This is a genomic window from Streptomyces sp. NPDC005878, assembly GCF_040629815.1.
Taxonomy (GTDB): domain Bacteria; phylum Actinomycetota; class Actinomycetes; order Streptomycetales; family Streptomycetaceae; genus Streptomyces.
The window spans coordinates 129,279-148,330 of the sequence record NZ_JBEXWK010000002.1; the positions used below are offsets into that span (position 1 = coordinate 129,279).

Annotated in this window: 42 protein-coding genes and 1 pseudogene; 42 read left to right on the top strand and 1 reads right to left on the bottom strand. The window is 68.9% G+C overall.

Annotated elements, in window-relative coordinates:
* Positions 1-45 precede the first annotated feature (45 nt).
* The 31 genes and pseudogenes from ABZ404_RS04200 to ABZ404_RS04350 all read left to right on the top strand — a co-directional run.
* Complete coding sequence (locus ABZ404_RS04200) at positions 46-276, top strand: hypothetical protein (protein ID WP_358831673.1); 231 nt, start codon at positions 46-48, stop codon at positions 274-276.
* Positions 277-305: 29 nt separating this feature from the next.
* The gene (locus ABZ404_RS04205; protein WP_358831674.1) at positions 306-494 is read left to right on the top strand and encodes a hypothetical protein; all 189 of its coding nucleotides are present in this window, start codon (positions 306-308) and stop codon (positions 492-494) included.
* Complete coding sequence (locus ABZ404_RS04210; protein WP_358831675.1) at positions 491-799, top strand: hypothetical protein; 309 nt, start codon at positions 491-493, stop codon at positions 797-799. Before ABZ404_RS04205 ends, ABZ404_RS04210 begins: the two co-directional genes overlap by 4 nt.
* Positions 789-1,025, top strand: a complete 237-nt coding sequence (locus ABZ404_RS04215) for a hypothetical protein (protein WP_358831676.1) — start codon at positions 789-791, stop codon at positions 1,023-1,025. Before ABZ404_RS04210 ends, ABZ404_RS04215 begins: the two co-directional genes overlap by 11 nt.
* Entirely contained in the window at positions 1,022-1,315 is a 294-nt protein-coding gene (locus ABZ404_RS04220; RefSeq protein WP_358831677.1) for a hypothetical protein, read from the top strand. Before ABZ404_RS04215 ends, ABZ404_RS04220 begins: the two co-directional genes overlap by 4 nt.
* Complete coding sequence (locus ABZ404_RS04225; protein ID WP_358831678.1) at positions 1,312-1,524, top strand: hypothetical protein; 213 nt, start codon at positions 1,312-1,314, stop codon at positions 1,522-1,524. Before ABZ404_RS04220 ends, ABZ404_RS04225 begins: the two co-directional genes overlap by 4 nt.
* Positions 1,524-1,706: a hypothetical protein gene (locus ABZ404_RS04230; protein WP_358831679.1), complete on the top strand. Its 183-nt coding sequence runs from the start codon at positions 1,524-1,526 to the stop codon at positions 1,704-1,706. The genes ABZ404_RS04225 and ABZ404_RS04230 overlap by 1 nt, the downstream gene beginning before the upstream one ends.
* Positions 1,707-1,711: 5 nt before the next feature.
* Positions 1,712-1,954: a hypothetical protein gene (locus ABZ404_RS04235; protein ID WP_358831680.1), complete on the top strand. Its 243-nt coding sequence runs from the start codon at positions 1,712-1,714 to the stop codon at positions 1,952-1,954.
* Positions 1,955-1,983: 29 nt separating this feature from the next.
* On the top strand, positions 1,984-2,259 hold the full coding sequence (locus tag ABZ404_RS04240) for a helix-turn-helix domain-containing protein (protein ID WP_358831681.1): 276 nt from the start codon (positions 1,984-1,986) through the stop codon (positions 2,257-2,259).
* Complete coding sequence (locus ABZ404_RS04245) at positions 2,256-2,387, top strand: hypothetical protein (protein ID WP_358831682.1); 132 nt, start codon at positions 2,256-2,258, stop codon at positions 2,385-2,387. The genes ABZ404_RS04240 and ABZ404_RS04245 overlap by 4 nt, the downstream gene beginning before the upstream one ends.
* Entirely contained in the window at positions 2,384-2,968 is a 585-nt protein-coding gene (locus tag ABZ404_RS04250) for a hypothetical protein (RefSeq protein ID WP_358831683.1), read from the top strand. The genes ABZ404_RS04245 and ABZ404_RS04250 overlap by 4 nt, the downstream gene beginning before the upstream one ends.
* The gene (locus tag ABZ404_RS04255) at positions 2,965-3,108 is read left to right on the top strand and encodes a hypothetical protein (RefSeq protein ID WP_358831684.1); all 144 of its coding nucleotides are present in this window, start codon (positions 2,965-2,967) and stop codon (positions 3,106-3,108) included. Before ABZ404_RS04250 ends, ABZ404_RS04255 begins: the two co-directional genes overlap by 4 nt.
* Complete coding sequence (locus ABZ404_RS04260; RefSeq protein WP_358831685.1) at positions 3,105-3,578, top strand: hypothetical protein; 474 nt, start codon at positions 3,105-3,107, stop codon at positions 3,576-3,578. Before ABZ404_RS04255 ends, ABZ404_RS04260 begins: the two co-directional genes overlap by 4 nt.
* The gene (locus tag ABZ404_RS04265; protein ID WP_358831686.1) at positions 3,575-3,760 is read left to right on the top strand and encodes a helix-turn-helix domain-containing protein; all 186 of its coding nucleotides are present in this window, start codon (positions 3,575-3,577) and stop codon (positions 3,758-3,760) included. Before ABZ404_RS04260 ends, ABZ404_RS04265 begins: the two co-directional genes overlap by 4 nt.
* Before the next feature lie 122 nt (positions 3,761-3,882).
* A complete protein-coding gene (locus ABZ404_RS04270; RefSeq protein ID WP_358831687.1) occupies positions 3,883-4,587 on the top strand; it encodes a VWA domain-containing protein in 705 nt (234 codons plus the stop codon).
* On the top strand, positions 4,584-4,835 hold the full coding sequence (locus ABZ404_RS04275) for a hypothetical protein (protein WP_358831688.1): 252 nt from the start codon (positions 4,584-4,586) through the stop codon (positions 4,833-4,835). The genes ABZ404_RS04270 and ABZ404_RS04275 overlap by 4 nt, the downstream gene beginning before the upstream one ends.
* The gene (locus tag ABZ404_RS04280; protein WP_358831689.1) at positions 4,835-5,008 is read left to right on the top strand and encodes a hypothetical protein; all 174 of its coding nucleotides are present in this window, start codon (positions 4,835-4,837) and stop codon (positions 5,006-5,008) included. The genes ABZ404_RS04275 and ABZ404_RS04280 overlap by 1 nt, the downstream gene beginning before the upstream one ends.
* 118 nt (positions 5,009-5,126) lie before the next feature.
* Positions 5,127-5,828, top strand: a complete 702-nt coding sequence (locus ABZ404_RS04285; protein ID WP_358831690.1) for an exonuclease domain-containing protein — start codon at positions 5,127-5,129, stop codon at positions 5,826-5,828.
* Positions 5,825-6,670, top strand: coding sequence for a hypothetical protein (locus ABZ404_RS04290; RefSeq protein ID WP_358831691.1), 846 nt, complete (start codon positions 5,825-5,827; stop codon positions 6,668-6,670). The genes ABZ404_RS04285 and ABZ404_RS04290 overlap by 4 nt, the downstream gene beginning before the upstream one ends.
* 2 nt (positions 6,671-6,672) lie before the next feature.
* The gene (locus ABZ404_RS04295) at positions 6,673-7,680 is read left to right on the top strand and encodes a hypothetical protein (protein WP_358831692.1); all 1,008 of its coding nucleotides are present in this window, start codon (positions 6,673-6,675) and stop codon (positions 7,678-7,680) included.
* 66 nt (positions 7,681-7,746) lie between these two features.
* Positions 7,747-8,184, top strand: a complete 438-nt coding sequence (locus tag ABZ404_RS04300; protein WP_358831693.1) for a hypothetical protein — start codon at positions 7,747-7,749, stop codon at positions 8,182-8,184.
* Positions 8,184-8,579 carry a hypothetical protein gene (locus tag ABZ404_RS04305; RefSeq protein ID WP_358831694.1) on the top strand — a complete coding sequence of 132 codons (396 nt, stop codon included), beginning with the start codon at positions 8,184-8,186 and terminating at the stop codon, positions 8,577-8,579. The genes ABZ404_RS04300 and ABZ404_RS04305 overlap by 1 nt, the downstream gene beginning before the upstream one ends.
* On the top strand, positions 8,573-8,980 hold the full coding sequence (locus tag ABZ404_RS04310; protein ID WP_358831695.1) for a hypothetical protein: 408 nt from the start codon (positions 8,573-8,575) through the stop codon (positions 8,978-8,980). The genes ABZ404_RS04305 and ABZ404_RS04310 overlap by 7 nt, the downstream gene beginning before the upstream one ends.
* A complete protein-coding gene (locus ABZ404_RS04315; RefSeq protein WP_358831696.1) occupies positions 8,977-9,372 on the top strand; it encodes a hypothetical protein in 396 nt (131 codons plus the stop codon). Before ABZ404_RS04310 ends, ABZ404_RS04315 begins: the two co-directional genes overlap by 4 nt.
* Positions 9,372-9,821 (top strand): hypothetical protein, encoded by a 450-nt coding sequence (locus tag ABZ404_RS04320; RefSeq protein ID WP_358831697.1) that lies wholly within the window; start codon positions 9,372-9,374, stop codon positions 9,819-9,821. The genes ABZ404_RS04315 and ABZ404_RS04320 overlap by 1 nt, the downstream gene beginning before the upstream one ends.
* Entirely contained in the window at positions 9,818-10,309 is a 492-nt protein-coding gene (locus tag ABZ404_RS04325) for a hypothetical protein (protein ID WP_358831698.1), read from the top strand. Before ABZ404_RS04320 ends, ABZ404_RS04325 begins: the two co-directional genes overlap by 4 nt.
* Positions 10,306-10,530 (top strand): hypothetical protein, encoded by a 225-nt coding sequence (locus ABZ404_RS04330; RefSeq protein WP_358831699.1) that lies wholly within the window; start codon positions 10,306-10,308, stop codon positions 10,528-10,530. Before ABZ404_RS04325 ends, ABZ404_RS04330 begins: the two co-directional genes overlap by 4 nt.
* Positions 10,527-10,793 carry a hypothetical protein gene (locus tag ABZ404_RS04335; protein ID WP_358831700.1) on the top strand — a complete coding sequence of 89 codons (267 nt, stop codon included), beginning with the start codon at positions 10,527-10,529 and terminating at the stop codon, positions 10,791-10,793. Before ABZ404_RS04330 ends, ABZ404_RS04335 begins: the two co-directional genes overlap by 4 nt.
* On the top strand, positions 10,790-11,206 hold the full coding sequence (locus ABZ404_RS04340; RefSeq protein ID WP_358831701.1) for a hypothetical protein: 417 nt from the start codon (positions 10,790-10,792) through the stop codon (positions 11,204-11,206). Before ABZ404_RS04335 ends, ABZ404_RS04340 begins: the two co-directional genes overlap by 4 nt.
* A complete protein-coding gene (locus ABZ404_RS04345; RefSeq protein ID WP_358831702.1) occupies positions 11,203-11,622 on the top strand; it encodes a hypothetical protein in 420 nt (139 codons plus the stop codon). Before ABZ404_RS04340 ends, ABZ404_RS04345 begins: the two co-directional genes overlap by 4 nt.
* Positions 11,619-11,861, top strand: a pseudogene (locus ABZ404_RS04350) (WhiB family transcriptional regulator); the annotation flags it as partial. The gene ABZ404_RS04345 and the pseudogene ABZ404_RS04350, both read left to right, overlap by 4 nt.
* Before the next feature lie 629 nt (positions 11,862-12,490).
* Here ABZ404_RS04350 and ABZ404_RS04355 read toward each other — a convergent pair.
* Complete coding sequence (locus ABZ404_RS04355) at positions 12,491-12,673, bottom strand: hypothetical protein (protein ID WP_358831703.1); 183 nt, start codon at positions 12,671-12,673, stop codon at positions 12,491-12,493.
* A 202-nt stretch (positions 12,674-12,875) separates the two neighbouring features.
* On the opposite strand from ABZ404_RS04355, the gene ABZ404_RS04360 reads away from it, so the two are divergent.
* The 11 genes from ABZ404_RS04360 to ABZ404_RS04410 all read left to right on the top strand — a co-directional run bounded on the left by ABZ404_RS04360 (position 12,876) and on the right by ABZ404_RS04410 (position 19,015).
* Positions 12,876-13,901: a helix-turn-helix domain-containing protein gene (locus ABZ404_RS04360; protein ID WP_358990118.1), complete on the top strand. Its 1,026-nt coding sequence runs from the start codon at positions 12,876-12,878 to the stop codon at positions 13,899-13,901.
* Positions 13,885-14,493 (top strand): DnaA/Hda family protein, encoded by a 609-nt coding sequence (locus ABZ404_RS04365; protein WP_358831317.1) that lies wholly within the window; start codon positions 13,885-13,887, stop codon positions 14,491-14,493. Before ABZ404_RS04360 ends, ABZ404_RS04365 begins: the two co-directional genes overlap by 17 nt.
* Entirely contained in the window at positions 14,490-15,926 is a 1,437-nt protein-coding gene (locus ABZ404_RS04370) for a replicative DNA helicase (protein ID WP_358831318.1), read from the top strand. The genes ABZ404_RS04365 and ABZ404_RS04370 overlap by 4 nt, the downstream gene beginning before the upstream one ends.
* Complete coding sequence (locus tag ABZ404_RS04375) at positions 15,923-16,213, top strand: hypothetical protein (protein WP_358831319.1); 291 nt, start codon at positions 15,923-15,925, stop codon at positions 16,211-16,213. The genes ABZ404_RS04370 and ABZ404_RS04375 overlap by 4 nt, the downstream gene beginning before the upstream one ends.
* 40 nt (positions 16,214-16,253) lie before the next feature.
* On the top strand, positions 16,254-16,547 hold the full coding sequence (locus ABZ404_RS04380; RefSeq protein ID WP_358831320.1) for a hypothetical protein: 294 nt from the start codon (positions 16,254-16,256) through the stop codon (positions 16,545-16,547).
* Positions 16,548-16,633: 86 nt separating this feature from the next.
* Positions 16,634-16,885, top strand: a complete 252-nt coding sequence (locus ABZ404_RS04385) for a hypothetical protein (RefSeq protein ID WP_358831321.1) — start codon at positions 16,634-16,636, stop codon at positions 16,883-16,885.
* Entirely contained in the window at positions 16,882-17,172 is a 291-nt protein-coding gene (locus tag ABZ404_RS04390; RefSeq protein WP_358831322.1) for a hypothetical protein, read from the top strand. Before ABZ404_RS04385 ends, ABZ404_RS04390 begins: the two co-directional genes overlap by 4 nt.
* A 16-nt stretch (positions 17,173-17,188) precedes the next feature.
* Complete coding sequence (locus tag ABZ404_RS04395) at positions 17,189-17,338, top strand: hypothetical protein (protein WP_358831323.1); 150 nt, start codon at positions 17,189-17,191, stop codon at positions 17,336-17,338.
* Positions 17,339-17,364: 26 nt separating this feature from the next.
* Positions 17,365-17,814 (top strand): hypothetical protein, encoded by a 450-nt coding sequence (locus tag ABZ404_RS04400; protein ID WP_358831324.1) that lies wholly within the window; start codon positions 17,365-17,367, stop codon positions 17,812-17,814.
* A gap of 83 nt (positions 17,815-17,897) precedes the next feature.
* Positions 17,898-18,638 (top strand): hypothetical protein, encoded by a 741-nt coding sequence (locus tag ABZ404_RS04405; RefSeq protein WP_358831325.1) that lies wholly within the window; start codon positions 17,898-17,900, stop codon positions 18,636-18,638.
* Entirely contained in the window at positions 18,638-19,015 is a 378-nt protein-coding gene (locus ABZ404_RS04410) for a hypothetical protein (protein ID WP_358831326.1), read from the top strand. Before ABZ404_RS04405 ends, ABZ404_RS04410 begins: the two co-directional genes overlap by 1 nt.
* Positions 19,016-19,052: the final 37 nt, after the last annotated feature.

Here is a 19,052-nt window from a genome sequence, read left to right on the forward strand (position 1 = left end):
GGGCCTGGATCCACCTCTCACCATCCCTAGAGAGCGAGGCAGACCTTGTCTTCCATCATCCCAGATCGAGTCGCTGACTTGATCGCTTCGAGTCTTCCGTCGCGGGTGCAGCTCGCGGTCGGGAACGCGGCTTCCGCTGAGTACGCCGTCCGCTTGTCGCGCGGCCCGCGGTACACGGTGGCCCGTGAGTACGCGTTGGCTGATCTGGCCCGCGCCAACAAGATTCTCGCCGCCTGTGACCCGGGGCTGCGGGTCATTCAGGGCGGTGTGCGATGACCTGTGATTGCGGCACTGAGCGTCCGGGCTTGCACTACTCGGGCTGTGTCTCCTTCTCGCTGCCGGTCGTCGACGACGTGGCCGCCCAGGTCGCGGCGGAGGACGGGTACCGGCCGCCGCGCGGCGCCTCGGAGATCCGCCACCCGTCGATGGCCCGTACCCGCCGCTACCTCGCGGCCAACCCGCTGCCCACGCAGCAGGACCGGAGGGCATCGTGAAGACGACCGCCACCGAGTACCGCGTCACCTTCGACCGCATCGGCCGCCGTGGCGGCCGGGACGGCAGTACGCCGCCTTCCCCCATCATCCGCTCCTTCGGCGGCGAGCAGCTCGCCAACAGCATCGCCCTGCATGCCCGCCCGTTCATCGCCTCGCGTGCCTTCGAGGTGATCGTCGACATGGACGCGATGAACGGCTTCATCCTCGCCGGGTTCCACACCGCCGGGACCTTCACGATTGAGGCGCTCTCGCTGCCGACGCAGCAGGCGACGCGGCCCGTCAGGTGGTGGCGTCGTGAGTGCTGAGGATCGTCTGCAAGTCCTGCGGTCGGCGGTGGCGGAGCAGCCGTCCTTCCGGTGGACGTCGGGTGTGGTGCAGCGGCTGTATCAGCAGCACGGGCATGACGTGCCGCATCAGCGGACCGCGAAGAACGATCTCGCGTTGCTGGCTCGTCAGGGGCTGCTGCTGGTGTGCGGTCCGGAGGACGGCCGCTACTACCTGCTGGACCGTCGGTCGGGGGGTGCGTCATGACGACTCCGACGAATCCGGTGCCCCGCTCGATCGCCGATCTGGACCCGCCGCTTGCGGCTCTGGACCGGGACCTGTGGCTGCTGGCAGTGCGCCGACGAGGTACGTGGCTGGCTGAGCATCCGGCGGAGGCCGAGCAGGAGCACGCGGTCGACCAGGTCGACAAGTCGTGGGCCGATCTGGCGGCGACCCATCCCGAGGCGTGTTCGACGCCCGCTTCCTATCCCGAATGGTCTGCGGCCCTGGCGGCGCGGATCGCAGACGACGAGCGCGCCCGTGGAGGTGCAGCGTGAGTAACGAGACCCGTGTCGCGAACGCGACGGTCTTCCTGGCAGGGACCCCACACGTGTCGCTGCATCGCGGCGAGAACGGCATCGACGTCATCCAGATCGGCGCCGAGTTGACGCTGGTCATGGACGGCACGCCGGCCGAGACGCTTCGGATCCTCGCCGACGCGTTCACCCAAGCCGCCAGGCTGAGTGCCCCGAAGGCGGTGGCGTGATGACCCCCGACAACATGGTCCGCGCCGAGGACCTGGAAGAGCGTGACCTGGCCGCCGTGGATGAGGAGTTCCACGACTACTACGGGCCGGAACGCCACTGGCAGCCGTGGATGCGCGAGACGTACCTGGACGCAATCCAGAAGGTCCACGACCAGTACAGCCCGAAGCAGGTGGCGGCGTGAGTGGCATGGAGACCGCCGAGCGGCGGGCACGGGCCTCAGACGATCCGCAGCTGTTCATGCTGGCGTTTGCGATGGGCCGGGCTTGTGCGGCTGACGGTGGCGACGACCACCAGCGGATGCGGGATCTGCCGGATCCTGCGTGGGTTGCGGGCTTCATCGAGGGGATGGCTGCGCATCGGGCCAGGACGGCGAAGCCGCGGGACTACGTGAAGTACAGCGTCAGCCACGCGAAGGCGGTGGCGTCGTGACTCTCCCCGTATCAGCAACAGCGATCAGCGTGATCCGCGAGCTCCGTCAGGGGCAGGGTCTTTCGGCGCAGAATCTGGCCGACCAGATCAGTGAGGCGGGCTATCCCATCCAGCGTGGCGCCCTGGCGAATATCGAGTCGGGGCGCCGCAAGGAGATCCCCATCGACTTTCTGGTTGCGACGGTCCAGGCGCTGAAGGTCGACCTGACCGGGTTCCTGGTCATGTGCGGCCTCGTGATCTGTCCGTCATGCAAGGGCCGGCCGCCCGAGGGCTTCACCTGCAACTCGTGCGGAGGTGCCGCATGATCCGCCTCTTTGGCCTGGGCTCCGCCCTCGCGGCCGTGCTGCTCACCGTCTCCGCCGGGCTGATCCGCCTCACCGTCTCCGCCGGGCTGATCCGCCTCGGCGTCCGACTCTCCTGGGGGACCCGATGACCGAGCCGACTGTCGACGCCGTCGCAGAGCAGGCGGATGTCCGTGAACTGGCGTCTCGCCTGCGCATCGTTGAGCGGCAAAACGAAGAGCTCGACGCTCACCTCGAAGCCGCTCGGGCTCAGGTCAACACGTTGCGTGAGGACCGGGACCGCCTCGGGATCCTGGCGTCACGGCTCGCGATCCTCCGCTACCACACCACCACGCCGGACGGCTTGCGCGCCGAGATGGAACGGCTCATCAGCATGCAACTTCCGCTGCTGTCGATCCGCACCGGGGCGCTGGCCGCGGTACGCCTGGAGGAGATCCGGGACTGTCAGCTTGGCGACTGGTATCAGGCGCCGTGGGACACGGCGTTCGTCGAGGGGGACGGCGAGGCGGACCCGTCCTACTGGAAGGTCGTCGAACGGGAATCGGGCCACGTCGTTGCGACGCTGCCGGACTGGGCTGGCGGTATTGCCCTGTGGATCGCTGATTCCCGTGAGGCGGTGCCGGAACTGCTGGCTGAGGTCGACCGGCTGACGCTGGAAGGTGAGCTGACCGTGACCGACGTCGACCCGGACGAAGCGGGGGTCCCGGTATGAGCGCCAGTGCCACCAACGTGATCGTCCTGGTGATCCTCGCCGCGTTCGTAGTCCTCATGGTCGCTGCCAGCCAGATCACTACCTGGCTCGACCAGCGGGCCGCCAACCGTATCCGCCAGTCCATCAAGGGGGACCAGTGAGCATGACCCAGCTGTGGCGGGGTGGAGGCAGTCGGCGTGCTGTCGACAAGGTCGCCGAGCTCCGCGCCGAGAACGTGAAGCTCTTGACCCGGCAGGCCGCGGCCGACGACTACTTCGCGCTGCTCACCGCGGACCGCGACGACGTGTACGCCGCGTGGCGGGCAGCGAAGCAGCGGGCGGCCGAGGCTGAGCTTGTCGCGGTCTGCGTAGCGGCGGACCTTGACGACATGACTGCCGAACGCGACCAGCTGGCGGTGGAAAACACGGCCCTTCGTGCCCGCCTCGCCAACGCTCAGGCGCTCACCGTCCCGGCCCCGCACCGCGACATCGACCCCGACGACCAGCCCACCGACCCCATGGGCATCCAGGTCACGACCCTGTGGGATGCGCTCGCCGAGCACGGCCCGGTCATCCCTGTCACGCCCATCGAACCTGCAGTCGACCAGCCCCGCGAGGACGTGGCGTCGTGACGGACCGGGACCGGCATAGCTGCCGACTGCCGCCGCCACCCGCGAACCACGAGCCGCGCAAGATCCAGCCCGGTCAGATCGATGAACTCCGCGACCGGCACGCGGCGGGCGAGAACGTCCGCGACCTGGCCCTCGCCTACCAGGTGAGCGTCCACACGATCCGCCGCTACCTCCCCGGCTGACCCCACCTTCTCCCGCCGCGCCGTCGGATGTCGCCGTACCCACGGCGCGGCGGGCACCACGAGAAACGCCCCGCCAGTCGAAGTGGCGGGGCATCCCAACCCGATCATCTCAAGGAGCCCCCGTGTCCCTGTTCCGCAAGAACACCGCGACTGCTGTCGCCGAGCGCACGAGCATCGTCGACCTGACGAAGAAGGCCGCCGTCAGCCTCACCAAGGCCGGGCTCGTGGATGCCAAGGCTGCTGTCTACCTGGTGCTGGACCACTCCGGCAGCATGCAGGGCTTCTACCGGGACGGCAGCGTCCAGCGCCTCGCCGAGCAGGCATTGGGCCTGTCCGCGAACCTCGACGACGACGGCACCGTCCCGATCGTCTACTTCGGCTCCCGCGCAGAAAGCCCGGTCGATGCGCGGCTCGACTGCTACACCGGGATCATCGACCGGACCCACTCGCAGGTGCGGTGGGGGTCGACGAACTACGTCGCTGCAATGCAGGAGGTTATCGACGACTACCAGTACCAGGCGTCTGGTGTCCAGGTGCCCGGGCTGGTGATCTTCCAGACGGACGGGTCGCCTGATGACAAGCGCGCCGCCGAGCAGATGCTGCGTGAGGCGTCCTCACTGCCGATCTTCTGGGCGTTCGTCGGATTCGGCGACAGCATCAGCTTCCTGGAGCGCCTCGACGACCTGACAGGCCGGGCCGTCGACAACGCCGGCTTCTTCCACGCCCGTGACCCGCGCAGCGTCAGCGACGAGGAACTGTACGACGGCATCACCCGCGAGTACGCCAGCTGGCTCACCGCAGCGAGGAATGCGGGAATCCTTCGGTGACGCGCCACCCGATCGCCCTGCTGGCCGCCGTGGCCGTCGCCTCTGCCCTCACACTGACGGGCTGTTCCAACGACTCGGACTGCGGCAGCGCCCCGGCCAGCGTGTCGACCGTGCAGGCCCGGGCCGTGACTGGTCCAAAGCCCAAGCCCGGCAAGGCCGCTAAGCCGAAGACGGTGAAGCCGAAGCCCGCGGCTACGAAGACCGTCCACCACTACCACCACGATCACGACGGCTGCGAGGACGACTGATGGCCCGCTTCCTGATCAGCCTGATCCTCGGGTCCGGTACCGCTGTCATCACCTACGCGATCAGCCACCACATCGGCCTCGCCATCGTGATCGGTATCGCAGTCGCGCTCCTCGCCTGGATCGGCCACCGCATCATCGACGACCTCATCGAAGCCGTCGGCGACCTCTTCTAACCCCGCCCTAGACCGGCCGTTGAGCATTCCACCCCCTGGTGCTCCGGCCGCCGCCAGGCCCGCCCCAACCCCCGTGAACCGGAGCGGGCCTGGCACCCGACATCTGAAAGCGAGCCACATGAGCACCAACAGCACCATCAAGCAAGGGCCGCCGCTGGCCTTCGTCGACACCGAAACCGTCGGCCTCGACCCCTTCCTGCACGACGCCTGGGAGTACGCGGTCATCCTCCGTCAGCCCGGCCAGTCTGACGTCGAGCACGTCTTCCGTGTGCAGCCCGACCTCACCAACGCCGACCCGAAGGCCCTGGAGGTCAACCGCTACCACGAGCGGACCTCGGCGCCAGGCTGGACCTGGGACGACCGGCAGACCGCAGCCCACCGTCTGTACGCCCTCCTGAACGGCGCCGTCATGGTCGGCTCGAACCCCGCCTTCGACGCCGAGATGATCGCCCACCTCTTCGGCCGCTACTACGAGCAGCCCAAGCCGTGGCACTACCGCACCATCGACGTCACCACCCTCGCCGTCGGCGCCTTGTACGGGCGGGCCAGCGAATGGACCCGGAAGCACTGCGACGCCTCCTGGTACGAGAAGGTCGCCGGCGCGGTCGGCTGGCCCTGGAAGTCCTACGAGGCATCCCGGCACGTCGAAGTCGAACCGCCCGCTGAAGCCGTCGCCCACACGGCACTCGGTGACGCCCGCTGGGTGCGCGACGTGTGGGATGCCACCACCGTCCCCGACGCTTTCTACACAGCCAGCGACGCGCAGCTTGCCCACATGGCAGGCGACGCGCTGCGGGACTTCCACGGCGGCACCCGATGACCAGCCCCCGCCACGCCCACGAGACCGAGAACGGCCGGTACTACACCGACCCGGCCGGGGGCCCCGACCTTGTCTCCGTCACCAACGTCCTCGACACGTCCGTCAACAAGACACGCGCCCTCATGCCATGGGCCGTCAAGGTCACCCTGGAATGGGTTCTTGACCACCGCATGGAGGTCGCTCGTCGAGCCATCACCGACCGTGCCGAACTCACCAAGCAGCTCAAGGAAATCCACAAGCAAGCCCGCGATGAGGCCTCCGACCTCGGAACGCTCATCCACCAGGCCGCCGAGAAACGACTCCTGCGAGCCCCATTCGCGGTCAGCCGGGAGGTTGCCCCGTACCTCCACCAGCTGGAGCTCTTCCTCGGCTACTGGGGTGTCGACATTGACAAGCACGTCGAAGCCGCCGAGATCACCTGCTTCCACCGGCGCCTCGGCTACGCCGGCACCGCAGACCTCATGATCTGGCTGCCCACCGGCGAAGACCGCTCCCTCGAACTGTGGCTGATCGACTTCAAGACCTCGGCTACCCGCTCCGCCAAAGCCGTCTACCCGGAGAACACGCAACAGCTCGCTGCCCTCCGCTACTGCCAGACCGTCCTGCTCCCCGATGACACGGAGCAGCCGATGCCGAAGATCCAGCGGGCCGGTGTCCTCAACCTACGGGCCAAGTCTCACGCCCTCGTCGAAATGCCGGCCGACCGCAGCGCCCACAAGGCCTTTCGCGGCGCCCTCATCAACGCCCTCTGGCACCACGCCGCCCCCTCGTCCTATCCGGCGCTCCTCGCCCCCGACCAGCCCGTCCCGGCGCGGTGGCGCAACTACCGAAAGGTGGCCTGACCGTGGGCTCCCGGCTCCTCAACATCCAGCGGCGCACCGCCGAACATGGCCGGCTACGTACCGGCTACACCAACGGCAACCGGCCGATGCGGTCGGCGACCTGGGTCATCACCTCCCACTCCGAAGAGCACGTCCAGACCGCCGCCACACTGTGGGGCGGAACCCCGGAACCCTGGACGCCGCTCAACTCCACCCTCGCCCAGTGGCGGGTCATCACGAAGGCCTCCTCGATCGAAGCCCTGATCACACCCGGGGACCCACTCAACCAGTACAACGAGATGTGGTCTGCGGGTGGCTGCCAGCGGCGTTGCGACGGCGAGACCGAGCTCCTCACGCGCCAGCCCTGTATCTGCCTGCGCCAGTTCGGCGAGGAGTGGCACCAGCGCAAGAAGGGGACCGTCTGCTCCGCCACATCCCGGCTCAACGTGATGCTGCCGGACCTGTCCGGGATGGGCATGTGGCGGGCCGAGACCCACTCGTTCTACGCCGCCTCGGAGTGGGGCGGCATGGTCGACATGGTCCTCGCCGGAACCGACGGCCGCGGCTTCGTGCCGGTGACGCTGCGCATTGAGCCCCGGCAGGTCATCCGCGAAGGGAAGACCAAGAAGTTTCCGGTCGTCGTCGTGGAACTGCGAGGCGTGACTCCGCGGCAGGCGCTTGCCGGGCCGATGACGGCCGCAGTCGCCCTCGATCCGGCAGCAGGCCGTGCTGTGGCTGCGATTGAGGCATCCCGCCCGGACTACCTGGCTCTCGCTGCGGGGGCGCTGACGTCCGACGACGTGCGGGACGTGTGGCGCCAGGCCCTCGACGCAGGCCACGTCGACCGCAAGGGAACCGACGAACTGTCGCAGCAGCTCATGGCGATCGCCGCAGAGAAGGACGCCGAAACCGCACAGGCAGATGTGCCCCGCGCGCCCGAGCCGGACGAGGACGGCGCATACGACGCCGAGATCGTCGACGATCCGGCGCCCGCGCCATGGCCCGCAGCAGCCCAAGTCCCCGCCCCGTAACCGCTTCCGGGGCCGCCCGTACCCGAAATACGGGCGGCCCCGCTACAGACAAGGAGACCACACGTCATGACCACCCCCCTGTACGAGGTCGTCACCCGTGAGGGCACCGACGGTGCCATGCATCCCGACGAGGCCCTGTGGACCCCGACCGCCGAGAACGCTGTCGACGCCGGGTTCCTCCACCGCGACGGCCTGTACCTGACCGGCGTTGGTGAGGAAGGCGAGCCGCCCATCGAGTTCGTTGCTCTCGGGCACGGCCACACCTGGACCGCCCTGTGCGCGGCCGGCGCCGCCTACCTGAAGGACCGCGACTACGAGCCGGACGACGCCACGCTCCGCCAGCCACTCCCCGAACGCCGGCACGCCGTGTTCCTTCGGCACCCGCACCCCGACCACCCGTGCAGCTGCGCATGGGACGACTCCTGGCGCCTCGTGTACGTTCCCGAGGGCACACCCGGCGCGATCCCCGTCACCGTCCTGCGACGGCCGGGAGGTGGGCGGTGATGCGCGCCCTCACGATCAAGCAGCCCTATGCGGGCGCGATCGCCCATCAGACGAAGCGGGTCGAGAACCGTACATGGAAGCTGCCCGCGAAGCATGAGGGCGCCCGCATCCTCATCCACGCCGGAGCGGAGCGCGACAAGTGGGCCGTCGTGTATGGCGACCACCTCGACGTGTACTCCGCGGTCGTCGCCGTCGCCACGATCACCGGCTGCCACTGGTCCGACGACGGCACCTGCTGCGGGCCGTGGGGCCAGGACGCCGTCTACCACTGGACGCTCGCTGACGTCATCGCCCTGCCCCAACCCGTGCCCGCCAAGGGGCGCCTCGGGATCTGGACGCCCGACGAGGAGACCGTCAACGCCGCCCTCCGGCAGGAGACGGGGGTGGCGTGGTGAGCAAGCTCCCCGAGACGACGCTGCTGGTCTGGTACTGCGGTCGCTGCCGTAAGTCCTGCAAGGTCCAGCCGCCGACCCCAGACCAGGTCGCCTGCCGCTGCCAGAACCCGGTGCCGGGCCTGCGCCCCACCCGCGTCACCGTCATGCACGCGCCGAAGCCGCGTCCCATGCACGCCCTCAGCAACGAGGAAGGCCGACTACGGGCACTGGCCCGCAAGGGCACCAAGGTCTGCGTCACGTTCGTCGGCGAGATCGCCGACGCCTGGCAGTGGTCCAGCGCAGGTAACCGCGGCCTCGGCTTCATCGTCAAGGCGCCCGACGGACGCACCCACAGCGTCCACACAGAGCAACCCGGCCTGCGCATCGAGGCCATCCCCGCCGATGAGGAGGCCGAGTCGTGACCCACATCCAGCCCGCGTTCGACGGCACCGAACTCGCCGCACCGGCCCCATCCGTCAGCCGCCGAATCATCGACGACTACGAAGCGTGGCTCGACGCGGTCACCTCCGCATTCGAGGCCGCCGCCGACACCGGCCTCCCCTTCACCGTCGCCGAGGTCGCCGCCGCCAAGAACCTCCCCGACCCCCCGCGCCCGGCCAGCCAGTGGGGCGGACTACCCCGCCACCTCCTCGACGCCGGGATCATCCGCCACCACGGCTACGGCGGCAGCAGCCGCGCCAACGGCAGCCTCGTCCACATCTGGATCGGCGTTCCCGCCGACCGCCGTGAGGCTGTTGCTCGGCGACGCCGCGAGGACAGGGCAGCCGCCCGCGCCGAACGGAAGGCCGCGTGATGGGGGCGATCGTGTACTCCTCCAGCGGAGGCCGCAAGTACCACTTCGACCAGGCATGCAAGCACTTCGAGGGCGCCCAGCAGCTCAACGACCTGGACTGCGGCTGCGACACGTACTGCACACACCGGATGCCCATCCTTCACCGGCTGCGCCGAATGAGCGCCACCAAAGCCGCCATCGACGGCAAGCTGCCCTGCCTCGCCTGCGTACCCGAGCACCTGCGGGAACTTCCGGGCGCCGAGCCTTTCGGCCACGAGCCCGTCTGGATCAACGACGGGTACTGCGGAGGCTGCGAACACTGCGGCGATATCGAGGAGCGCGAGGTCTGCATCCGATGCATGCGCCTCATCCCCGCAAGCCCGGGCCCCTGGCTTCGCCACAGCGTCGACTGGCCCTGCACCTCCGCCATCGTCCTCGGACTCGCCCCGCGCAGCGGGAGGGCCGCATGAAGGGCCCCCTGATCGTCATCGTTGCCGGTTCGCGCAACCACCCCGACCCGGGATTCGCCAGCTACACACTGGCCCGACTGATCCTCGAAGAGATCGTCCGCAACGTGCCAGTCATCGTCAGGCACGGCGCCTGCCCTGGCGAAAAGTCCGTCGACCAGGAAATCCACCGCTGGATCGGTGCCGTCGGGCAGTTCGCCGGCGTCACCGAAGAGCCGTACCCCGCCGACTGGGACCACTGCACAACCGACTGCCCGGCCGATGCAGCCCATCGCCGCCGCAAGAAGCCTGGTGACGTCCACCATCCCGGTCTCCTCGCAACGTACTGCCCGGCCGCCGGACCCCGCCGCAATGCCGAGATGGTCGCCACGCTCCCGCGCGCTCACCAAGCCCTCGTCTTCCCCAGCCCGCGCGGACCCTCCTACGGCACCCGCAACTGCGCGCGCCTGTGCCGCCAGGCCCGCATCGAGGTTCGGGAGATCAAGCCGTGAGCGCCCGCAGCACGATCATCCTCGCCGCCCAGGGACTCGCCGTCATCCTCTGGCTGACCATCCTGTCCACCATCACCGCGGCCCTCTGGTACACCGCCGACCGCATCCACACGAGCCGCACCCGACGCCGGCAGCAGCAGGCCGTCGACCGCGAGATCGCTCGCCGCTTCCGCGCCAACAGCCTCGACCTCCACAACCGCGAGGAGGGACGCCAGCCGTGACCCTCCTCGACCAGATGACCCTCACCGGGCAAGTCCTCGCCACGAACGCGACGGTCGTTGACCACCTCGCCGACGCCCTGCTGTTCCTCGCACCCGCACTCATCGTCGCCGGGCTCTTCCACGCCGCTCGCCGCGGCCTGCGCTGGGCCCTCGCCCGACACCACGCCACCCGCAACCTACGCGAAGCCCGGCAGCGCTCCATCCACCAGCTCGACGAGATGTACAACCTGCCCGCCTACAACCCCGAGAGGAGGCAGCCGTGACCAGTATGAGGCCCACGACCCGCGAGGCGCGCGTCTGCGGCACCAGGGCCATCCCGACCGGAATCCGCTTCACACCCCCCGCCGAACCGTCCGAAGACACCATCGACTGGATCGCCGTGGAACGCGTCCTCCGCAAGGAAATCGCACCCGCATCACTCGACTGGCGAGAACTCCGCGAAGCCGCCCTGCACCTGCGCCGCACCGGCGTGCCACGCGCCACCGTCTCCGTCCAGCTCTGCCTGTACGAGCGACTCGTCAAACAGTACGAAGCCGAAGAAGGACTCCTCAGCCCGAACGAACTGTGCACACAGCCCGGATGCCGCAGGGCACGGGCAGGCCGCGGGCTATGCGCACCCTGCCTCGGCAGCCTCCGCCTCCGCGAAAAGCAGCAGAACATGGAGGCAGCCGCATGAGTACCGCAGCCATCACCGAACTCCTCCACGCGGGCTACTCCGACAAGGCCATCGAACGCCAGCTCCACGTCAGCCGCCGCCGCGCACGCGACCTGCGTACCCAACTCGGCCTGCCCCGCCACAAGCCCGGCATGACCCCCGCAGCCAGCCCCGAAGACCTCTTCTGGCGGCGCGCCGAACCCACCGACGACGGACACCTGACCTGGCCCGCAGGCCGCCCCGGAGAAAGCGTCAGCATCCGCCACGGCGGGCGCAAGCACAGCGTCCACCGCATCGCCTTCAACGTGGCCCACCAGCGGCCACCCGTCGGAAAAGTCACCACCGGCTGCGGACATGCCGGCTGCATCCACCCCCGGCACGTCGAAGACCGGCTCATGCGCCAGCAGTACACAGCGATCTTCGGGGAGGCGGCGTGACCAGCACCTGGCGCGACAACGCCGCCTGCCTCGACGAAGACCCCGAGCTGTTCCATCCACGCGGCACCGAAGGCCCCTGGGCCCTCGTCATCAGGCAGGCCAAACACATCTGCCAACGCTGCCCCGTCGCCGAAGCCTGCCTCCAGTTCGCCCTCGACGAGAACATCCCCGCCGGCATCTACGGCGGCCTCACCGAACGGCAACGCGCCAGCATCAAACGGGCAGCAAAGCGCTACAAAGAACCGCGAGAAGCCCTCCTCCAGCGAGTCGAACGAGTACGCCAGCCACGGAAGCCGCGCACCCTCCAAGAGCTCGTCGACACCCACACCACGCCCCTGTACGGCGGACACCTGGCCTGGACCGGACCCCAGCACATCTACGTCAACGGTCACAAGTACACGCCGAAACAGGCTGCCTTCATCGCCGGCCGCGGCCACGAACCCAACGGAAACGTGACATCCGACTGCGGACGCGAATGCTTCCTGCCCGCCCACCTCGCCGACAAGACCGAACGCGCGGCCTGCGGCACCAGCGACGGATACCTCCGCCACCAGCGGCACCACGAAACCGCCTGCGAACGGTGTCATCAAGCGCACACCAACAGCACCGGAGCCGCCGCATGAGCTTCCATGCCTTCCTCGTCTGCGACGCCGCCCACCCGGTCCGCGGCCGGTGCGGAAACGAACACAGCCCCGAAGGCCGGCTAGCCGTCACCGTCCGACGGCGACTCCGACGGCAGGGCTGGCGACGAACACGCGACGGACGCGACATCTGCCCGTCGTGCTGGCAGGACGGCCGGCGCTAACCCCACACACGACACAGCCCCGCAGGAAACCGCGGGGCCGGGAGACAGGGAGGAGGAGGGATGTCAGGAATCGGAGACGCGCTGTTCTGTGGCGAGACGGCGCTTGTGCGCAGCGATCTCCCGGTTGATGTAGACGCGCAGGTCAGCGGCGCGCGACAGGCCCTTTGCGGCGCAGGCCTCGCCGTAGGCGGCCCACGTCTCCTTCTCGACGCGGACCACGCGGCCGGTCGTTCCCTTCGTCGTCATGAGCCCAGCGTAGCTGACCGTGCGATCGATGGGCACCTGGCCTGGTCTGTGAAGCAGCAAGGTGCCCATCGCTTTGACGGGCACCCAGGAGTAGGGTGGACCTGCATCCAGGGCCCCAGCCGGGCCCTGCTGAAGCCTCCATGAGGGCTGTCCCAGAACCACCAGCAGCCAGCCGAGACACCCCTCCCGAGAAGAGAACGAAGTGAGCACTGAGGCCATGGACTGGGCACTCGAACTCGCGCCACCAATGCCCGCGCAACTCGTCGCCACGCTCAGCGGGCTGGCCCGCCATGCTGACAAGAAAGGCCGCGGGGCCTACCCGTCAGTTGCCCGGCTGGCCGCGTACACCTGCAAGGCCGAGCGCTCCGTCCAACGCGACCTCAAGCAACTCCGTGATCTCGGTCTGATCCGGCTAGGCGACCAGTCGAAGGCGGCCCACCTTCCTGAGGGGAAGCGTCCGGAGGTCTACGACCTCGCCCTAGAGCGAGTCGTTCCAGGGGGCCGTGCGGGTTCGGATGAGGTGACGCGGGCGTCACGGGTGACGCTGACGTCATCCCGTCGGCGCGGCGGACAAAAGACCAGCTCAGATGGTACCTGGGGTGACGTCCACGTCACCGGTGACGTGGACGTCACCGGTGACGCCGATGACACCCCCGACGTGGGCGTCACCCCTAGGCCGCCGCATAGAAGTGCAAACGGGAAAAGGGGCAGCTCAGAGGGCGCGGGCACGCTGGGGACGGGTGACGTGGACGTCACCCCTGACGTCCACGTCACCGGTGACGTGGACGTCGCGGATGGGGTGACGTCCACGTCACCCAAACCAAAAGATGAACCTAACTACAAGAGAGAGACACATACGTCCCGCGCGAACACGCGGGCCTCGGCCGCCTCTGGCGCCACATCCGATGAGCGCAACTATCACTGGCCCGCCTTCGGCGAGTTCTGGGTCTACTACCCGAACTGCATGCAGCCCGAGAAGACGAAGCGCGCCTGGCGCGACGCCCTGGACCGCGGAGCAGACCCCGGCCACATCGTCAAGGCAGCCAAGGCCTACGCCGACCATCTCGGCGGCAAGGCCAACCGCTTCACGCCGTACTCCGCCACGTGGCTCAACAACGGCAGCTACGACGACCCGCTGCCGGCGAGCCCTGAAGCGCCTGCCGTCAACGGCGGCCCCCAGCACCAGACCTACGACACCGAGGAGTTCTACCGTGGCTTCGCCAGCTAGCTTCGACCCCGCCGACGAGCAATGGCTCCGCGACCGCAGCGCCGCAGCCCTCGCCCGCATCGACACGGCCACCCCCGCCCGCTACCGGCGCGCCGTACCCGTCCCCGACACCACCGCCCTGTGGGCGAAGAACGGCTTCGACGCCGCCGGCCTCGCCATCGTCGGCCCCATGGGGCGCGGCAAGACACACCTCGCCTGGCAGGCCGCCAAGCTGTGGGCAGCCGCCTGCCTCGCCGACCCAGCCTGCCGCTACCTGCCGACCGTCACCGCCCACCGGGCCACCGAACTCTTCGACGCCCTGAGGCCCGACGCCCCCGCCAGCCCGTACACGGTCCTCGAAGCCGCCAAAACCTGCGGCCTGTTCATCCTCGACGACGTCGCCGCGGCCAAGCCCACCATGTGGACCCAAGAACGGCTCTACGAACTCATCGACGAACGCTACGTCGAAGAACGCCCCATCCTGATCACCGCCGACGTGCCGCCCAGCAAGCTCGCCGACTGGACCGGACCCCGCGTCGCCTCCCGCCTCACCGAAATGTGCACCGTCCAAGTCCTCGACGGCACCGACCACCGTCAGGCAGGCCAGCGATGAACGACAGCCCCTGGGACGACGCCCCCGCAGACCCCGAGACAACGCGGCGCCGGCCCCGCGACATCCTCGGCGAGCGCATCATCGCCGCCTCCGTCATGGCCAACCCCGACCTCATCGACACCCTCGCCGACACCTTCGACCCCGTCGACTTCACCGAACAGCGCCTCGCCTGGGTCTGGTACGCCGTCGACGAGATCCGCAACAGCCTCACCGACGCCTCCATCCCCTGGCACGAAGTCGACCGGCAACTCCAGAAATGGCGCGCCGACAAGTACCTGCCCATCACCCCCTACGGCAGCGTCGAACTCTGCCGCCTCTACGACGAAGCGCTCCCCGCATCCGCCAGCTGGTACGCCGACCGCGTCACCCGCACCGCCGAAGCCAACCGCGCCATCGACGCCGGCGAACGCCTCCAGGACGCCGGATACTCACCCGCCTTCGACCCCGACAAAGACCTCGCCGCCGCCCAGGCCGACCTCGACAACGTCGTCCGCGGGCAGACCGGCAGCCTGGCGCGCCCCGTCGCTGACCTCCTTGCCGCAGCCGTGGAACGGGCCATCACCCCGAGGACCAAAGACGACCGCATCCCGACAGGCCTCGTCGACCTCGACAAGCTCACCGGCGGCGGCTTCGCCCGCCGGCGCCTCATCATCACCGCCGCCCGCCCCGGCGTCGGCAAGACCACCGTTGGCCAGGGCTTCGCCCGCGCCGCCGCCATCGCCAACGGCATCCCCACCCTGTTCACCTCGCTGGAAATGGGCGAAGACGAACTCATGGCCGGGCTTCTGTCCGCCGAATGCCAAGTTCCCCTGCATGACGTCAGCCACGGCACCACCAGCGACGAAGGCGCCGCCAAGCTGATCAATGCCACCCAGCGCATCGCCGCCGCCCCGCTCTACATCGACGACGCCACCCACGTTTCCCTGCCGTCCCTGCGTGGCCAGGTACGCCGGCTCGTCCGCACTGCGGGCCTACGCCTGGTCATCGTCGACTACCTGCAGCTGATGAACGCACCGAGAGCAGAGAACCGGCAGGTCGCCGTGTCCGCCCTGTCCCGCGGCCTCAAGCTCATGGCCAAAGAGTTCGGCATCACCGTCATCGTCCTCTCCCAGCTCAACCGCGGCCCCGAACAGCGCACCGACAAGCGGCCCACCATCGCCGACCTCCGCGAATCCGGGGCCATCGAACAGGACGCCGACATGGTGATCCTCATCCACCGGCCCGACATGTACGAACCCGAATCGCCCCGGGCTGGTGAAGTCGACCTCATCGTCGACAAGCACCGCGGCGGCCAGCGCACCACCATCACCGCCGCCTGGCAGGGCCACTACGCACGAGTGCGCGACATGGCCCACATGCCGTTCAACCCGTTCGCCGACAAGAGCAGCGGCCTCCACACCCAGCCCCGCGACGACCTTCCGGAGGCGTCATGACCGACCACAACCCGCTATACGCGGATGCGTGCGAGAACTGCCCGACCTACGACGTGTTCCCCGAGTCGGCGCTCCGCGACGGCGCGGAGGGGATCATCGCGGGCTACAGCTGCCCCAACTGCCGTCACGTGTGGACGTGCGGCTGGCAGATCGTTCCCGGCCGCGCCATCCCGCCCGAGCCCGCCCCCAACTCAACGGTCTTCAACAAGCACGTGTCGGCGCAGGTCAGTGAACAGGTCGCGATAGCCCGGGCCCGCAAGCACCTCAGCAAGGAGGACCCCTCGTGATCGCCGCCGCGCGGAGCCCCCGCTTGAAGGAACCAGCCTCATGTCCCTGACCATGATCGGCGCTGCGTTCGCGGTCTGCGCTGTCGCCGGCTTCCTCACCGGCAGCCTTCGTGCTCATCACGTCGACGGGGTGCTGGCCCTGTGCAACATCGCCTACTGGATCGACAGCACCCTGGACGGCGATCAGCTATGGGCGGCAGTCGACGCCACATGTGTCGCCTGGTTCGGCTGGCGCTGGTGGAACGGCGGGGGCGGTGACGACACGAAGCGCCGCTTCCGGGAGTGGAGGCGCCGTTTCACCGCAGTACGGCGTACCGCCCCGCAGGCCGTGTGACCCGTGATGCGCCCCATCGGCCCGACGGAACGCGTCCTGCGGCCAGCTCCCACCTTCGTGATCAGTCTCCATTGAGAGGACCAGAAATGACCGAAGTGCTAGTGAACGACGTTCACGTCTTCCACTGCCCCGATGGCTGGCTGGCGCCCGACTACAGCGACTGGGCGGACTGCACCACGAACTACCGCCGCGAGCAGGCTGGTCAGCCGGCTTGTACCAGCACCGCCGTCTGGAAGGTCGTCGAGCACCACGGCCTGTGCGTGACGATCGGCTTCTACTGCGACGCCGATCTCCCAGAGGAGCACCGCGTCGCCGCCGGGCTGGGGGCTCCGTCGTGACAGAGACCCCCGAGCCGATCGTCACGATCACCCGCTACACCGTGTCGCTGCCGCTGGACCGCGTCCACAAGGGGTTCGCCCTGTTCGTCGAGTTGAAGCCTGGCGGCTGGATCGTCCATGACGGCGCGGACTACTACGGCGGGGATGGCATCTGGCAGCCCAGTGAGTGGCAGGCGACGCACTTCAGCGACTACGACGACGCGCTGGCCGTCGCCCGCAGGCTCGCGCCCGCAGTGACCGTCAACGGCTGTACCGCGGCCGAGGTCTACCACCGCACCCACACCTGACCCGAAGGAATCCCCCATGTCCAACGACCCTTACGCGAACGAGCCCTGCGGGGAGTCCGGCTGCTTCTGCACCGGCTCCGGTCCCGAGCATGCCGACTGCGCTTGCGGCTGCGACTGCCCGCGCTGTGACGACTGCATGCAGAAGACCGACAACTGCGACTGCTGACCCGACCGAACCCGAAGGAGCTCCGCATGCCCGAGACCATCACCCAGCCCCTCGATGTCGACGCGATCGAAGCCCGCGCCAGCGCAGCCACCCCCGGCCCTTGGGGTACCTACGAGTACGGCGGCAACAGCCTGATTGAGATCGCCGCCGATCTTCAGGAAACCGGTTGCGGCTACAGCGCCCGCCGGACGGTCGCCCGCTTCGACGAGGAGCCCCTCGATAACGACCCCACCCACCGCGAGTGGACGGCCGAGGAGGACTGGGCGCAGGTCCAGGCCGACGCCGAGTTCATCGCCCGGGCTCGCGGCGACGTGTCGGCCCTGGCCGCCGAGATCCGCCGCCTGCGGGCCGAGTTGGCTCGCCGTGTCCAGTGCAACGACTGCGGTGCTGTGGGTGAGGTCTTCATCGGCGATGACGGGCTGGCCTACCTCGACCCGTCCGGCCAGATCTGGCACGGGACTCCCGCCCGGTCGTGACCCGCTCCTCGCAAGTCCAGCCCGGGCGGCGTGTATCCGCCCGGGCTGGGATCCCAGAACACCACAACCCACCGGAGATGACCATGACTGATCGCATCACCGCCGACATTCTCGTCGAAGCGTTCGATCTGGCGAGGCCTGACTTCGATGATCTCAAGGACCGCATCGAGGAGGCGGCAGCCGCGCACAAGGCGACCGTGACTGCCGATGGCCGCCTCTCCCTGGCGCAGCAGCCCACCGAACCCCCGGTCGCGCTGCCCGCGCCCGCCGACGTGACCATGTGCATCTGCGGCCACCCCGTGCGGCTGCACTTCGAGGACGCGTGCCAGGACTGCGACTGCGGCGACTGCATGGAGCCCGCAGAAGCCCTGGAGACGATCAGGCGACTCGTTCGAGCGGCACGGGAGAACCGTCTCGCCTTGTCGCAGGCTCTCAATCTCGGCACCGGCGCACCCTGGGACGCCATCCACGAGCGCGTCGACGAGCTGCGCCGCCTGGCCGCTGAGGCGCAGCAGCAGGACGCCCCGGCCAAGCGCCCGCCGATGGACCCGGTGTACCTCCTCGGCATCGACGCCAGCAGCGACCAGGAGGCGGCGGACGATGCGAGCATCGTCGAGTCCAGCGAGACCGTCGGGTACGTCGTCCTGTCCCGGCAGCCGGACGGCACCTGGGAGGGCGCCAGCGGCCCTATGGACGACCCGGACGTCGCCCGGGAGCGGATGGCGCGGCGGCGGGCGCTGATGCCCGACCTGACGCTCCGCCTCGCACAGCGCACCACGAACTCCGTGCTGCGGATCCTCCCCGAGGCGGGGGAGGCGTCGTGATGATCCACCACCCGGAGCCGATCTACGACGATCACTGGGAGGGCTACGAGCTCGCCGCCGATGACGGTCACCGGTATCTGTGGCTGTGGCAGGGCTTCAACATCCGCTTGATCGCAGTCCCACGCGAGGAGACCGGCAGCTTCGGCTACGACCACGGTTGGTGCTACCCCCGCGACCCCCAGGTCGTGGCGAGCGCCGTGGCGGCCTGGGACTCGGACACGCAGGACGAACCAGATGGCTGGCACAAGCGGCCCACCATGCCCGTCCGTCGAGCCCCACGCCGTGACGAGGAGCCGCACTACAACCGGCCGCGCTGCGTCCACGGCTGCTACATCGACGCGGGCTGCCGCACCGTCGCCTGCTCCGAGACCTGCTGATGCGCGCCTTGATCCCGTGGCTGGTGGTGGCTGCCGT